A 13,538-nucleotide genomic window follows, 5' to 3' on the forward strand; every position below is an offset into this window, starting at 1 on the left:
CTCAAATATCCAATAGCGCGCGAACAATGCTCTGCAGTTTACGGGTGAGCGGCCCAACCGGCCAGCTCATCGAAGCGCAGCCGCGTACAGGCCAAATGCCATAAACGCTGTTGCACACGAACACTTCGTCGGCCTGCTGCAATTGCTCAATGCTGATGTCGGCCACGGCCGCCGGGATGCCCAGCGCCTGGGCCTGGGCCAGAACCTCGGCGCGCATCACCCCGGCCACGCCACAACGATTCAGATCAGCGGTTAGTAACAAGCCGTTGCTTACCAGGAACAGGTTGCTGAATACGCCCTCGATAACACGACCCGACGTATCCAGCATCAAGCCTTCGGCGTGTTCGGCATCCTGCCATTCAGCGCGCGCGATCACTTGTTCCAGGCGATTGAGGTGTTTGAGACCGGCCAGCAGCGGCTGTTCGGCCAAGCGGGTGGTGCACGGAAACAGGCGGATGCCGTCGGTTCCATGGGCCAGGGGATAGGTGGCGGGCGCACCGCCCTGCAAAATACGGCGCACTGGAGCGCCGGGGCTGATGCCATAACCACGCAGGCTGTCGCCGCGGGTCAGGATCAATTTGAGGACGCCGTCACCCAGGGTTGCGGCGTAGGCCAGCACTTCGCAGCGGATCAATGCATGATCCGCCACGAGGGCGAGGCGCCTGCACCCCTCATAGAGACGCTGCAGGTGGCGGTCGAGCAGCACAGGCCGTCCGCCCTTGACGGCGATGGTCTCGAACAGGCCATCGCCATAGGCCAGGCCGCGATCTTTCAGAGGCACGTTGTCCGCTGGCTGACCGTCGACCCAGCTGTGCATCACTCGGCGAACCGGCGGAACACCAGGGAGCCGTTGGTGCCCCCAAACCCGAACGAGTTGGAGATCGCCACGTCGATCGGCATCGACTGTGCTTCGTGTGGCACGAAGTTCAGGTCGCAACCTTCGTCCGGCTCATCCAGGTTGATGGTCGGCGGAGCGACCTGGTCCTTGATGGCCATCACACTGAAGATCGCCTCGACCGCGCCCGCCGCGCCCAGCAGGTGGCCGGTCATGGACTTGGTGGAACTGACCGCCAGCTTGTAGGCGTGCTCGCCGAACACCGATTTGATGGCTTCGGCTTCCGCCAGGTCGCCTGTCGGGGTCGAGGTGCCATGGGCGTTGATGTATTGCACCTGGTCCGCATTGACCTTCGCATCGCGCAGGGCGTTGGTGATGCAACGCGCGGCGCCGGCACCGTCAGACGGTGGCGAGGTCATGTGATAGGCGTCGCCGCTCATGCCGAAGCCGATCAGCTCGGCGTAGATGGTGGCGCCCCGCGCCTTGGCGTGCTCCAACTCTTCCAGCACCAGCGCACCGGCGCCGTCGGCCAGCACGAACCCGTCACGGCCCTTGTCCCAAGGACGGCTGGCACGGGCCGGCTCGTCATTGCGGGTCGACAGTGCACGGGACGCGCCGAAGCCACCCATGCCCAGGCCGCAGGCGGCCATTTCGGCACCGCCGGCGATCATCACGTCGGCTTCGTCATAGGCGATGTTGCGCGCCGCCATGCCGATGCAGTGCGTGCCCGTGGTGCACGCCGTGGCAATGGCGTAGTTAGGCCCCTGCGCCCCCAGGTGGATGGACAGGAAACCGGAAATCATATTGATGATCGAGCCAGGCACGAAGAACGGTGAAATTCGACGCGGGCCGGATTCATGCAGCGTGCGGCTGGTTTCTTCGATATTGGTCAAACCGCCAATACCCGAGCCCATGGCCACGCCGATGCGCTCACGGTTGGCGTCGGTGACTTCAAGGCCAGCATTACGCACCGCCTGGAAACCGGCTGCCAGGCCGTATTGAATGAACAGGTCGAGTTTGCGGGACTCTTTGATCGAGAGATACTCCTCGACATTGAACCCCTTTACCGAGCCGCCAAAACGGGTGGAATAGGCAGAAAGGTCGGTGTGCTCAATCAGACCAATGCCACTGCGGCCAGCCAGAATGCCCTGCCAACTGCTCGGCACATCCGTACCCAGTGGCGACAACATCCCCATACCGGTGACTACGACGCGTCTACGCGACACAGCACTCTCCTTTTTCTAATGACGACACGTTGCTTCAGAGCTTACTTTTCATCAGCGCTAAAGAAAAAACCGCACGCCGTTACAGCAGTGCGGTTTTCCCTGACAGCAAGCGACGACTACAAACTATTACGCCTGATGGTTAGTAACGTAGTCGATAGCAGCTTGAACAGTAGTGATTTTTTCAGCTTCTTCGTCCGGGATTTCGGTCTCGAATTCCTCTTCCAGAGCCATCACCAGCTCAACGGTGTCAAGGGAATCGGCACCCAGGTCTTCAACGAAGGAAGCAATGTTGGTCACTTCTTCTTCTTTAACGCCCAGTTGCTCGGCGACGATTTTCTTGACGCGCTCTTCGATGGTGCTCATACCTTGTTTAACTCCTAATGGACAAATTCAGGCAGCTGGCCAGTGGGTAAGTGTATAGAAAGCCATTTCAGCTTTTCAACTGAAAGCTTCACCCTGTACCCCGTCGGCCACCTGCCTATAAATTAAGTTGCAGCTTTATAACGGATTTTAGACAGCTCGTATGACATTTTTTTGAAGCGATCCGTCACAATTTAACTCATGTACATCCCGCCGTTCACCGGGATTGTAGCCCCAGTCACGTATGCCGCACCGTCGGATGCCAGGAAAGTGACCACATTCGCGATCTCTTGAGCCTGGCCCAGACGGCCCAGCGGAATCTGCGTCAGCAAGGCTTCACGCTGTGCCTGCGGCAATTCGCGGGTCATATCGGTGTCGATGAACCCTGGAGCCACCGAGTTGACCGTGATCGCCCGCGAGCCGACTTCACGCGCCAATGCACGGCTGAAACCTTCCAGGCCGGCCTTGGCGGCTGCATAGTTTACTTGGCCTGCGTTGCCCATGGCACCCACTACGGAGCCAATATTGATAATTCGCCCCCAACGAGCCTTGGTCATGCCACGCAAAACACCCTTGGACAGGCGAAACAGACTGTTCAAGTTGGTGTCGACCACGTCGTACCACTCGTCGTCTTTCATGCGCATCATCAGGTTATCGCGGGTGATCCCGGCGTTATTCACCAGAATCGCCGGTGCGCCGAACTGTGCGGTGATCTCGGCCAGCACGCCAGCCACGGACTCATCATTGGTCACGTTCAGCTCAAGGCCCGTGCCTTGCACGCCGTTTTCCTTCAGGGTTGCGGCAATACGCTCGGCACCCGAGGCGGAAGTGGCGGTACCGATCACAATGGCGCCTTGACGGCCCAATTCCAGGGCGATCGCCTGGCCAATGCCACGGCTTGCGCCGGTAACCAGTGCAACTTTACCTTGCAGACTCATGCAGGCTTCTCCTAAGTTCGGGGATCAGGCCAGCGCCGCACGAGCGGCAGCGAAGGCATCCGGGGTATTGAGATTGGCAGTCGAGACGCCGTCGGCGCAGCGCTTGTTCAGGCCGGCCAGGACTTTGCCTGGACCACACTCAACCAGCTCGGTGGCCCCCTTGGCCGCCAGGGCCTGGACCGATTCCACCCAGCGCACAGGCTTGTAGAGCTGTTCCAGCAGGTCGCGCTTGAGGGTCTCGAGATCAGGGGCAACCGCCGCGCTGACATTTTGCACCAGCGGGATCTGCGGCGCCTGCCAGTTGATGGCGGCGATGGACTCGGCGAAACGCTCGGCTGCCGGGCGCATCAGTTCGCAGTGCGATGGCACGCTCACCGGCAATGGCAACGCACGCTTGGCGCCACGGGCCTTGCAGCCTTCGATGGCACGTTCGACGGCCGCCTTCGCACCAGCGATCACCACCTGGCCAGGGGAGTTGAAGTTGACCGCGCTGACCACCTCACCCTGGGCCGCTTCGGCACAGGCTTTGATCACCACCGCATCTTCCAGGCCCAGGATTGCAGCCATGCCGCCCTGACCCGCCGGAACGGCATCCTGCATCAGTTGGCCACGACGCTCGACCAGCTTGACCGCCTCACCCAGAGTCAGGCTGCCGGCCGCTACCAGGGCGCTGTATTCGCCCAGGCTGTGACCGGCCACGAAAGCCGGGCGCGCGCCGCCTTCGGCCAGCCACAAGCGCCACAGGGCGATCGAAGCGGTCAGGATGGCCGGCTGGGTTTTATCGGTTTGATTGAGCTGCTCTTCCGGCCCCTGCTGGGTCAGGGCCCACAGGTCGTAACCCAGGGCATCGGAAGCTTCCTTGAAGGTGTCCAGGATCAGCGGGTATTGCGCGCCCAGCTCGGCCAACATGCCGAGGGACTGCGAACCCTGCCCTGGAAAGACGAATGCGAGGGATGTAGACATGTAACAAGCCCCTAATGATCTGGTCGTCGGAAATAGGCGCCCCTACGGTGGGAGCGCACAAAACTGACAGATTGGATGGTCAATTGAACTGGCCGGTCACATTTAAGCACTCCCGGGCCAATTCGCCTAAGGCAACAGATCCTCAAGACGGCCGTGCAAACGTTGCGGCAGGTTTTCCTGGATCTCGATCACAGCCCGCGCAATCGCACTTTGAAAGCCTTCGACGCCGGCCGAGCCGTGACTTTTTACCACGATACCCTGCAACCCCAGAAAGCTCGCGCCATTGTGCCGTGCCGGAGCCAGGTCGGCCTGCAGGCGACGCATCAATGGCAACGCAAGAGCACCCACCAGGCGCGACGCCAGGTTTTGCCTGAACAACGCTTCGATACGCGTGGCAATCATGGTGGCCAGGCCTTCGCTGGACTTGAGCAGGATATTGCCGACAAAGCCGTCGCACACCACCACGTCCGCTTCGCCACGGTACAAGCCATCACCCTCGACAAAACCGATGTAGTTCAAGCCCCGCGCGCCTTGCAGCAAGGTGGCGGCCAGCTTGACCTGCTGGTTACCCTTGATGTCTTCGGTACCGATATTCAGCAAAGCCACCCGAGGGCGCGTCACACCCAGCGCTTCAGCGGCCACCGAGCCCATCACCGCGAACTGGAACAGGTGCTCGGCGCTGCAATCCACGTTCGCGCCCAGGTCCAGCAGTTGGCAATAGCCTTTCTGCGTTGGAATCGCCGCGACCATCGCCGGCCGGTCGATCCCCGCCAGCGTCTTGAGCACATGCCGCGACAATGCCATCAACGCCCCAGTGTTACCGGCGCTGACACAGGCTTGCACCTTGCCATCACGCAATAATTCCAACGCAACCCGCATTGAAGAGTCGGGCTTGCCGCGCAGGGCCGCCGCCGGCTTTTCATCCATGGTGATGGTTTCACTGGCCGGCACAATCGTCAGGCGCGCGCGATCCACCGCCGGATGGCTGGCAATCAGTTCTTCAAGGAGGGAGGGTTGACCGACAAGGGTCAGGTGCAGCGAGGGCGTAGCAGACAGGCTGGCAATGCAGGCCTGAACAATGCTGCGGGGACCGAAGTCCCCGCCCATTGCGTCAATTGCGATGACGAGAGCAGACAAGTGATTACTCGTCAGCGCCCTTGTCGATCACTTTACGACCACGGTATACGCCTTCTGGCGAAACGTGGTGACGCAGGTGAACTTCACCAGTGGTCTTTTCCACGGACAGGGTGCTTGCCTCGAGAGCGTCGTGCGAACGGCGCATGTCACGGGCGGAGCGGGATTTTTTGTTCTGCTGAACAGCCATAATTGATTAACTCCTAAACGTTTGGGTCACGCTTTAACTGCGCCAATACACTGAACGGGTTGGACCGCGTTACCTCGTCCTCGCTCGGTTCGGGCTCGTCATCGAGGCCCGCCGGCTGCTGGCATTCTTCCGGATGATGAGCAGGCACAATGGGCAAGGCGAGCAGAAGCTCCTCCTCGATCAGTGCATGCAGATCCAAAGGATCTTCGCCCAGTTCCAGCACGTCATAACCTTTCGGCAACGACTGGGTATTCGCACCCTCCTTCACCACGGCATAACTGCACTCGCTGTGGATCGGCAGGGTGACCAGCTCAAGACAACGCTGGCAAACCATTTTGACTTCGGTGTCGATAAAACTGTGGATTACCACGGATTTACGTTCATCTCGTTCAAAAACGAATTTGGCCTGCACCGTACCGACAGTGTCGGAAAGCGGGTCGCAGAGTCTCTCCAAATCGGCCAGCGGCAACTCACCTTGAAGGGAGGTGCCACGATCAGCCAATTTGCGCGGGTCAACGTGAGGTGGAATCGGGTCATTCAACATAGGCGCAGCATTATAGGGATGCCCCCAGCCATGTCAAAGGAAATTCAGCCCTGTGCGTCAGCCGGTCGCCCCGCTAGAATTCCGCGCTGCCTTGAGGAGACGCCCATGCTGCCTTTATTACTCGCATCCAGCTCGATTTATCGCCGCGAACTGCTGAGCCGCCTGCACCTGCCGTTCATCTGCAGCTCGCCGGATATCGACGAAAGCCATCGCCCGAACGAGTCCGCCATTGAGCTGGTCAAGCGCCTGGCCGAAGAGAAAGCCCGCGCCCTCGCTCCCAGCCATTCAGGGCATTTGATCATCGGCTCGGACCAAGTGGCCGCGCTAGAAGGGCGAATCCTCGGCAAACCCCACACCTTCGAAAATGCGCGTGAGCAACTGTTGGCAGCCAGCGGCAAGCGCGTGAGCTTCCTTACCGGGCTCGCCCTACTGAACAGCGAAACCGGGAATTGCCAGGTCGACTGCGTGCCTTTCACCGTGCACATGCGCGAGCTGGATGCAGAGCGCATCGAACGCTACCTGCGGATCGAGCAACCGTATGACTGCGCGGGCAGCTTCAAGGCCGAGGGACTGGGGGTCAGCTTGTTTCAAAGTACCGAAGGGCCGGATGCGACCAGCCTTGTCGGCCTGCCGCTGATCCGGCTGGTAGATATGCTGCTGGCGGAAGGCGTACAAACCCCCTGATAGCCCCATAAACCCAAATGTGGGAGCAGGCTTGCCCGCTCCCACAATTTGAGCCAGATTTCAGCGCAGGGATGGCCCCTGGAACCCCATGTACAACGCCAGCTTCTCCGCCACACTGGCGCCAAGCTTCTTGGAGAAGCGGTCAAACGGCGATTCCTCGACCGTAAAGTCCACCAACTCCTTCTCGCCAATCACGTCCCTTGCTACCGAACTGGCACTGCCCAGACCATCGATCAAGCCCAACGGCAACGCCTGCTCGCCAGACCAGACCAGCCCGGAGAACAGCTCCGGATGGTCTTTATCCTTCAGGCGATCACCACGCCCCTGCTTCACGCTGGCAATGAACTGGCGGTGCGTGGTGTCGAGCACACCCTGCCAGAACTGGGTTTCATCGGCCTTTTGTGGCTGGAACGGATCAAGGAAGGCCTTGTGCTCGCCCGACGTGTAGGTGCGACGCTCAACACCCAGCTTCTCCATGGTACCGACAAACCCATAACCGGCCGCCGTCACCCCAATGGAACCCACCAGGCTGGCCTTGTCGGCATAGATCTGATCAGCGGCACTGGCAATGTAATAGGCACCCGAGGCGCCCAGATCGGAAATCACCGCGTACAGCTTGATATCCGGGTGCAGGCCGCGCAGGCGGCGAATCTCGTCATACACATAACCCGACTGCACCGGACTGCCGCCTGGGCTGTTGATACGCAGGATCACGCCCTTGACCTTGGGGTCTTCAAACGCGGCACGCAGGCTGCTGACGATATTGTCGGCGCTGGCAGGCTCCTTGTCGGCAATCACCCCGCTCACCTCGATCAACGCGGTGTAGTGGGCGCCACGGGTTGCGCTCTTTTCCATGTCCACCAGCGGGCTGAACAGCGCCAGCATGAGCAACAGGTAGGTGAAGGTCAGCAGCTTGAAGAAGATCCCCCAGCGCCGTGCGCGACGCTGCTCCTGGACGCCTGCCAGGAGGGTTTTCTCCAGCAGCTTCCAGCTCTTGTTATCACCGCTATCAGCCTTTTCGGGCGCTTTCCACTCGTCACTCATGCCATCAACCCCAGCTAAGACTTATTGGGCCCGGCTCAGCCAGGCCTGCAATTGCGAAAAATGATCGATCGTGACCCTGGGCTCATATGGCTGCAATGCCTCGGCAGACTGGGCGCCATAACTGACCGCCACACTGTCCATGCCAGCATTGCGCGCCATCATCAGGTCGAAGGAGGCATCCCCCACCATCAATGCCTCGCGCGGCGACACACCGCAATGGGCCAGGATCTGCTCCAACATCAGAGGATGGGGCTTGCTCGCGGTCTCATCCGCCGCACGGGTAATATCGAAGTAATCTTCCCAGCCATGGGCCTTGAGCACCCGATCCAGACCTCGACGGGCCTTGCCGGTGGCGACCGCCAGGTGATAGCCCCCGGCGCGAAACGCCTCCAGCGATTGCACCACACCCTCAAACAGCGGCGAAGGTTCGGCTTCCAGGGCAATGTAGTGATCGGCGTAATGCTCACGAAACGCCACCAGCTCGTCGTCGCCGATCTGCGGATAGAGGGTGCGGATCGCCTCAGGCAACCCCAGGCCGATAATGCCCTTGACCGCCAGGTCGCTGCACCGTTCGAACCCCGAGCGAGTCGAGGCCATGTGCATCGACTCAACAATCCGGCCAATGGAGTTGGCCAGTGTCCCGTCCCAATCGAAAATCAGCAGCTTGTAATCAAGGTGCGACACTCAAACGCTCCACGGTCTTGGCCCACATCTCATCGACCGGCGCCTGCAATTTCAGTTCGCCACCATCGGGTAGCGGTACCGTGAGCATGTAGGCATGCAGGAACAGGCGCTTTCCGCCCAGGTCGCGGATTTCCTTGGAGAAACCCTCATCGCCGTACTTGGTATCGCCAGCGATGCAGTGACCCGCATGCAGAGTGTGCACACGAATCTGGTGGGTACGACCGGTGACGGGCTTGGCCTCGACCAGGGTGGCAAAGTCACCGAAGCGACGCAGTACCTTGAACAGGGTCAGGGCCTCTTTGCCCTCCTCGTCCACTTCGACCATGCGCTCGCCGGAGCGCAGGTTGCTCTTCTGCAACGGCGCACGGACGCTCTTGATCGAACTGGCCCAGTTGCCGCGCACCAGCGCCATGTAGCGCTTGTCCACGCCATCGCCACGCAGGGCGGTGTGCAGGTGGCGCAACATGCTGCGCTTCTTGGCGATCATCAGCAGGCCAGAAGTGTCGCGGTCCAGACGATGGACCAGCTCCAGCTCCTTGGCGTCCGGGCGCAACTGACGGAAGGCTTCGATCACGCCGAAGTTCAGGCCGCTGCCGCCATGCACGGCGATGCCGCAGGGCTTGTTGATCACGATCAGCTTGCTGTCTTCGAAGACAATCGAGGCTTCCAGGCGTTGCAGCAGACCCTGTGCCAACGGCACCGGCTCGTCACGCTCGGGCACGCGCACGGGCGGCACACGGACGATATCGCCCGCCTGCAGCTTGTACTCGGGCTTGATCCGGCCTTTGTTAACGCGCACCTCGCCTTTGCGCAGGATGCGGTAGATCAAGGTCTTGGGCACGCCTTTGAGCCTGGCCAGGAGAAAGTTGTCGATGCGTTGGCCGGCATATTCCGGCGAGACCTCGAGCAGCTGGACGCTGGGGGTCTGGGGGGCGGTAGTCGTCATGGCGGCGATGATAACAATTTTTTATGGAATTGAAGCACTTAATCATTGCTGCTATAGTCGCGAACGCCGCCAAAAGCGGCCTGGACAGAGGACTTGCGGCAAACTGCCGGCCCTGACCATCGCAATTCATCAGGACGCGAGGCCGTCCTACGGGGCTTTCGCCACCTTGGAAGGCTCAGGATTGTAACAAGCGCAGGTGACATGAGGCCTGAAGCGAGTGCAGAAAGCAGAGTGAATACTCGCGTTTTGCGCCGATATTTACGGCCAGTTCACAAAGTGCAGTCAGTCTTGGGCCAGACCATGGCGAATGTTTCGGAAACAACGCCTGTTAAGAGCTGAGCGAGAGCGCAACCGCCCCCATTCAGTCTTGTTTAGCCATGAGCGTGGACTCCCCATTGGAGAACACGGTAAATGCCAACCCGCTGCGGATTCTGCGCGCGGCAGCACCCGAATTATCAGGGATACGTGTAGGGTGGAGATGCACAACCGTCGGACCGTGTAGCACTAGGCTTATATTTAGACGCTTCATCTCGTCCACAGTCGCCGGTTGATTCCTCCTCCTGACCTTAGCTTTTGTTGAAGCGGTGCCTTTGTCACCGCCGCTAACAAGCAGGACGCGTCCGTCGCGATGCCCGCCCAATTGGCAGGTTTTGCTGGACACTGGAGTGGCCAACCACTCTTGACGCACCTGACACCGACCGTGAGAAGTCGTGTGTGCCGAACGCCGTTTCCGGCAGCCCGGAAACCGACGGTACAACATGAAAAGAATGCTGATTAACGCAACTCAACCCGAAGAGTTGCGTGTTGCGCTGGTAGATGGCCAACGCCTCTACGACCTGGACATCGAATCCGGTGCACGCGAGCAAAAGAAGGCCAACATCTATAAAGGCCGTATTACTCGCATCGAACCGAGCCTTGAGGCTGCCTTTGTCGATTTCGGCTCCGAGCGCCACGGCTTCCTGCCCCTCAAAGAAATCTCCCGCGAATACTTCAAGAAAGCCCCCGAAGGCCGCGTAAACATCAAGGACGTCCTGAGCGAAGGCCAGGAAGTCATCGTGCAGGTCGAAAAAGAAGAACGTGGCAACAAGGGCGCCGCCCTGACCACCTTCATCAGCCTGGCCGGCCGTTACCTCGTGCTGATGCCGAACAACCCACGTGCCGGCGGCATCTCCCGTCGCATCGAAGGCGAAGAGCGCAACGAACTGCGTGAAGCACTCAACGGCCTGGTCGCACCGGCCGACATGGGCCTGATCGTGCGCACTGCCGGCCTTGGCCGCAGCAGCGAAGAAATGCAGTGGGACCTCGACTACCTGCTGCAACTGTGGACCGCCATCAAGGAAGCGTCCCTGGACCGTTCCGCGCCGTTCCTGATCTACCAGGAAAGCAACGTGATCATCCGCGCCATCCGCGATTATCTGCGCCAGGACATCGGCGAAGTGCTGATCGACAGCGTTGAAGCCCAGGACGAAGCCCTGACCTTCATCCGCCAGGTGATGCCGCAGTACGCCAGCAAGATCAAGCTGTACGAAGACAGCGTGCCGCTGTTCAACCGTTTCCAGATCGAAAGCCAGATCGAGACCGCCTTCCAGCGCGTGGTCGAACTGCCTTCCGGCGGCTCCATCGTGATCGACCCGACCGAAGCCCTGGTGTCCATCGACATCAACTCGGCGCGCGCCACGAAAGGTAGCGACATCGAAGAAACCGCCCTGCAGACCAACCTGGAAGCGGCTGAAGAAATCGCCCGCCAGTTGCGCCTGCGTGATATCGGCGGCCTGATCGTGATCGACTTCATCGACATGACCCCGGCCAAGAACCAGCGCGCCGTGGAAGAGAAAGTCCGCGAATGCCTGGAAGCCGACCGCGCTCGCGTGCAAGTCGGCCGCATCTCGCGCTTCGGCCTGCTGGAAATGTCCCGTCAACGCCTGCGCCCTTCCCTGGGCGAAAGCAGCGGCATCGTCTGCCCGCGTTGCAACGGCACCGGCATCATCCGTGACGTTGAATCGCTGTCCCTGGCGATCCTGCGCCTGATCGAAGAAGAAGCCCTGAAAGACCGCACCGCCGAAGTACGCGCACAAGTACCGATCCCGGTTGCTGCTTTCCTGCTCAACGAAAAACGCAACTCGATCACCAAGATCGAACTGCGCACCCGCGCGCGCATCGTGATCCTGCCGAACGATCACCTCGAGACGCCGCACTTCGAAGTGCAGCGCCTGCGTGACGACAGCCCGGAAGCCCACAGCGGCCAGTCCAGCTACGAAATCGCCGCTGCCGCCGCCGAAGTGGAAGAAGTCCAGCCAGCCGCCGCGACCCGCACCCTGGTTCGCCAGGAAGCCGCCGTGAAGACCGCGCCAGCCCGTGCCAACGCACCGGTTCCGGTTGAAGCCGCCGCCCCGGTTGCCGCGCCGGCCGCCCTGCCTGAGCCAAGCCTGTTCAAAGGCCTGGTGAAGTCGCTGGTCAGCCTGTTCGCCAGCAAGGAAGAGCCAGCAGCGCCAGTGGTCGTGGAAAAACCGGCTGCCGAGCGCCCGGCGCGTAACGAAGAGCGTCGCAACGGTCGCCAGCAAAGCCGCAACCGCAACAGTCGCCGTGACGAAGAACGCAAGCCTCGCGAGGAGCGTGCACCACGCGAAGAACGCGCGCCCCGTGAAGAACGTGCCCCACGCGAAGCCCGCGAAGAAACTCCGGCCGTAGCCCGTGAAGAACGCGCACCGCGCGAAGAGCGCGCACCACGTACGCCGCGTGCACCGCGCGAAGACCGCAAGCCACGTGGCGAGCGTGAAGAGCGCGTGCGTGAACTGCGCGAGCCTCTGGACGCTGCACCCGCCGCCGCCACGGCTGTCGCCACCACTGAAGAGCGCCCTGCCCGCCAGCCGCGGGAAGAACGTGCGCCGCGTGAAGAGCGTCAACCACGTGCACCGCGTGAAGAACGTCAACCACGTGCCGAGCAAGCCACTGCCGCCGCAGAGGAAGAAGTGCTGACCGGCGAAGAGCAGCTGCAGGAAGACGGCCAGGACAACGCCGAAGGCGATCGTCCACGCCGCCGCTCCCGTGGCCAGCGTCGTCGCAGCAACCGTCGTGAGCGCCAGCGTGATGCCAACGGCAACGTGATCGAAGGCTCGGAAGAGACCGGCGAGAACGCAGAAGCCGCAACCAACGAACCGACGGGCGCCGAACTGGCTGCCGGCCTGGCCGTTACTGCGGCAGTCGCCAGCTCGGTCATCAGCGCACCGGCTGAAGCCCAGGCTCACCAGCAGGCCGAACGCGCCACCGACGCTGTCGAAGACACCGCGGCCGTAGAGACGCCCGTCGCCGAGACCCCAGCGGTTGAAGCGCCAGCCGTGGAAGCGCCGGTTGTAGAAGCAACGACCCCGCTCGAAGCCCCAGTGGTTCCGGACGTGGAAGTGACACCGGTTCGTGACGCCCAGCCGGAAACCGAAACGGTTGCCGTTGAAACGGCACCGGCGGTTGAGCCTCAGCCAGTGGTTGAAACTGTGGTTGAAGCACCGGTTGTGGAAGCTGCCCCGGCTGTGCGTGAAGTTCGCGAAGAACAGACCGCCTTCCAGTGGTCCGCCGAACCTGCCGCCCCGGTTGAAGCACCGGCACCCGCGCCTGCTGTGGAAGAAGCGCCGGCACCGGTTGCCGAAGTGGCCGAACCGGCTCCGGTCGTGGTTGCCGAGCCTGCACCAGTGGTGGAAGCGCCAGTCGTCGCCGAAGTCGCCGATGCGGTAGTTGAAGCCGCGCCTGCCAGCGCCCTGACCGAAAACGGCCGTGCGCCGAACGACCCACGTGAAGTGCGTCGTCGCCGCAAGGAAGCTGAGGCAGCCGCTGCTGCTGCGGCCGCCGCTCCAGCCGTAGTCGAAGCCGTCGAGGCGCCAGCCCCGGCCGCCGAACCCGTGGCTGAGCACACTGCCACTGAAGCAGTGGTAGAGCACAAGGCCCAGGAAGAAGAGCACGAGACTAAACCCCTCGCGTGATTCCATGAGCCACTAAAAA

13 protein-coding genes are annotated in these 13,538 nt (G+C 61.3%); 2 read left to right on the forward strand and 11 right to left on the reverse strand.

The features are described from left to right. Nucleotide 1 precedes the first annotated feature (1 nt). The 8 genes from pabC to AB4O05_RS25615 form a co-directional block, all read right to left on the reverse strand. Nucleotides 2-817, reverse strand: a complete 816-nt coding sequence (pabC, locus tag AB4O05_RS25580; RefSeq protein ID WP_460134655.1) for an aminodeoxychorismate lyase — start codon at nucleotides 815-817, stop codon at nucleotides 2-4. Further along, the gene (gene fabF, locus AB4O05_RS25585) at nucleotides 817-2,061 is read right to left on the reverse strand and encodes a beta-ketoacyl-ACP synthase II (RefSeq protein WP_460134654.1); all 1,245 of its coding nucleotides are present in this window, start codon (nucleotides 2,059-2,061) and stop codon (nucleotides 817-819) included. Before fabF ends, pabC begins: the two co-directional genes overlap by 1 nt. Nucleotides 2,062-2,187: 126 nt before the next feature. After that, entirely contained in the window at nucleotides 2,188-2,424 is a 237-nt protein-coding gene (acpP, locus tag AB4O05_RS25590) for an acyl carrier protein (protein ID WP_460134652.1), read from the reverse strand. A 191-nt stretch (nucleotides 2,425-2,615) separates the two neighbouring features. Next, nucleotides 2,616-3,359, reverse strand: a complete 744-nt coding sequence (gene fabG / locus AB4O05_RS25595; protein ID WP_460134651.1) for a 3-oxoacyl-ACP reductase FabG — start codon at nucleotides 3,357-3,359, stop codon at nucleotides 2,616-2,618. Between the two features lie 24 nt (nucleotides 3,360-3,383). Next, on the reverse strand, nucleotides 3,384-4,322 hold the full coding sequence (fabD, locus tag AB4O05_RS25600) for an ACP S-malonyltransferase (protein WP_460134650.1): 939 nt from the start codon (nucleotides 4,320-4,322) through the stop codon (nucleotides 3,384-3,386). Nucleotides 4,323-4,448: 126 nt separating this feature from the next. Continuing rightward, entirely contained in the window at nucleotides 4,449-5,459 is a 1,011-nt protein-coding gene (gene plsX, locus AB4O05_RS25605) for a phosphate acyltransferase PlsX (protein WP_460134649.1), read from the reverse strand. 4 nt (nucleotides 5,460-5,463) lie between these two features. Further along, nucleotides 5,464-5,646, reverse strand: a complete 183-nt coding sequence (gene rpmF / locus AB4O05_RS25610) for a 50S ribosomal protein L32 (protein WP_003179396.1) — start codon at nucleotides 5,644-5,646, stop codon at nucleotides 5,464-5,466. Between the two features lie 13 nt (nucleotides 5,647-5,659). After that, nucleotides 5,660-6,190 carry a YceD family protein gene (locus tag AB4O05_RS25615; RefSeq protein ID WP_123718901.1) on the reverse strand — a complete coding sequence of 177 codons (531 nt, stop codon included), beginning with the start codon at nucleotides 6,188-6,190 and terminating at the stop codon, nucleotides 5,660-5,662. 105 nt (nucleotides 6,191-6,295) lie between these two features. On the opposite strand from AB4O05_RS25615, the gene AB4O05_RS25620 reads away from it, so the two are divergent. Next, complete coding sequence (locus AB4O05_RS25620; protein ID WP_460134648.1) at nucleotides 6,296-6,874, forward strand: Maf family protein; 579 nt, start codon at nucleotides 6,296-6,298, stop codon at nucleotides 6,872-6,874. Between the two features lie 60 nt (nucleotides 6,875-6,934). On the opposite strand, the gene AB4O05_RS25625 is transcribed toward AB4O05_RS25620, so the two are convergent. Genes AB4O05_RS25625 through rluC form a run of 3 tightly spaced genes read right to left on the reverse strand, consistent with a single transcriptional unit; the run spans nucleotide 6,935 to nucleotide 9,548 of the window. Further along, entirely contained in the window at nucleotides 6,935-7,918 is a 984-nt protein-coding gene (locus AB4O05_RS25625; RefSeq protein ID WP_460134647.1) for a S49 family peptidase, read from the reverse strand. 21 nt (nucleotides 7,919-7,939) lie between these two features. Further along, complete coding sequence (locus AB4O05_RS25630; RefSeq protein WP_460134646.1) at nucleotides 7,940-8,602, reverse strand: HAD-IA family hydrolase; 663 nt, start codon at nucleotides 8,600-8,602, stop codon at nucleotides 7,940-7,942. Beyond that, the gene (gene rluC, locus AB4O05_RS25635) at nucleotides 8,589-9,548 is read right to left on the reverse strand and encodes a 23S rRNA pseudouridine(955/2504/2580) synthase RluC (protein ID WP_460134645.1); all 960 of its coding nucleotides are present in this window, start codon (nucleotides 9,546-9,548) and stop codon (nucleotides 8,589-8,591) included. The genes AB4O05_RS25630 and rluC overlap by 14 nt, the downstream gene beginning before the upstream one ends. A 767-nt stretch (nucleotides 9,549-10,315) precedes the next feature. Between rluC and rne the strand changes: the two genes are divergently transcribed. Then, nucleotides 10,316-13,519: a ribonuclease E gene (gene rne / locus AB4O05_RS25640; protein ID WP_460134644.1), complete on the forward strand. Its 3,204-nt coding sequence runs from the start codon at nucleotides 10,316-10,318 to the stop codon at nucleotides 13,517-13,519. Nucleotides 13,520-13,538: the final 19 nt, after the last annotated feature.

The sequence above is a fragment of the Pseudomonas sp. S1_G07 genome (genome assembly GCF_054668565.1).

Coding starts and splice junctions, on each gene's coding strand:
- rluC (WP_460134645.1), bottom strand. CDS start 9,548: ATGACGACTACCGCCCCCCAGACCCCCAGCGTCCAGCTGCTCGAGGTC.
- AB4O05_RS25625 (WP_460134647.1), bottom strand. CDS start 7,918: ATGAGTGACGAGTGGAAAGCGCCCGAAAAGGCTGATAGCGGTGATAAC.
- acpP (WP_460134652.1), bottom strand. CDS start 2,424: ATGAGCACCATCGAAGAGCGCGTCAAGAAAATCGTCGCCGAGCAACTG.
- rne (WP_460134644.1), top strand. CDS start 10,316: ATGCTGATTAACGCAACTCAACCCGAAGAGTTGCGTGTTGCGCTGGTA.
- pabC (WP_460134655.1), bottom strand. CDS start 817: ATGCACAGCTGGGTCGACGGTCAGCCAGCGGACAACGTGCCTCTGAAA.
- fabD (WP_460134650.1), bottom strand. CDS start 4,322: ATGTCTACATCCCTCGCATTCGTCTTTCCAGGGCAGGGTTCGCAGTCC.
- AB4O05_RS25615 (WP_123718901.1), bottom strand. CDS start 6,190: ATGTTGAATGACCCGATTCCACCTCACGTTGACCCGCGCAAATTGGCT.
- fabG (WP_460134651.1), bottom strand. CDS start 3,359: ATGAGTCTGCAAGGTAAAGTTGCACTGGTTACCGGCGCAAGCCGTGGC.
- AB4O05_RS25620 (WP_460134648.1), top strand. CDS start 6,296: ATGCTGCCTTTATTACTCGCATCCAGCTCGATTTATCGCCGCGAACTG.
- rpmF (WP_003179396.1), bottom strand. CDS start 5,646: ATGGCTGTTCAGCAGAACAAAAAATCCCGCTCCGCCCGTGACATGCGC.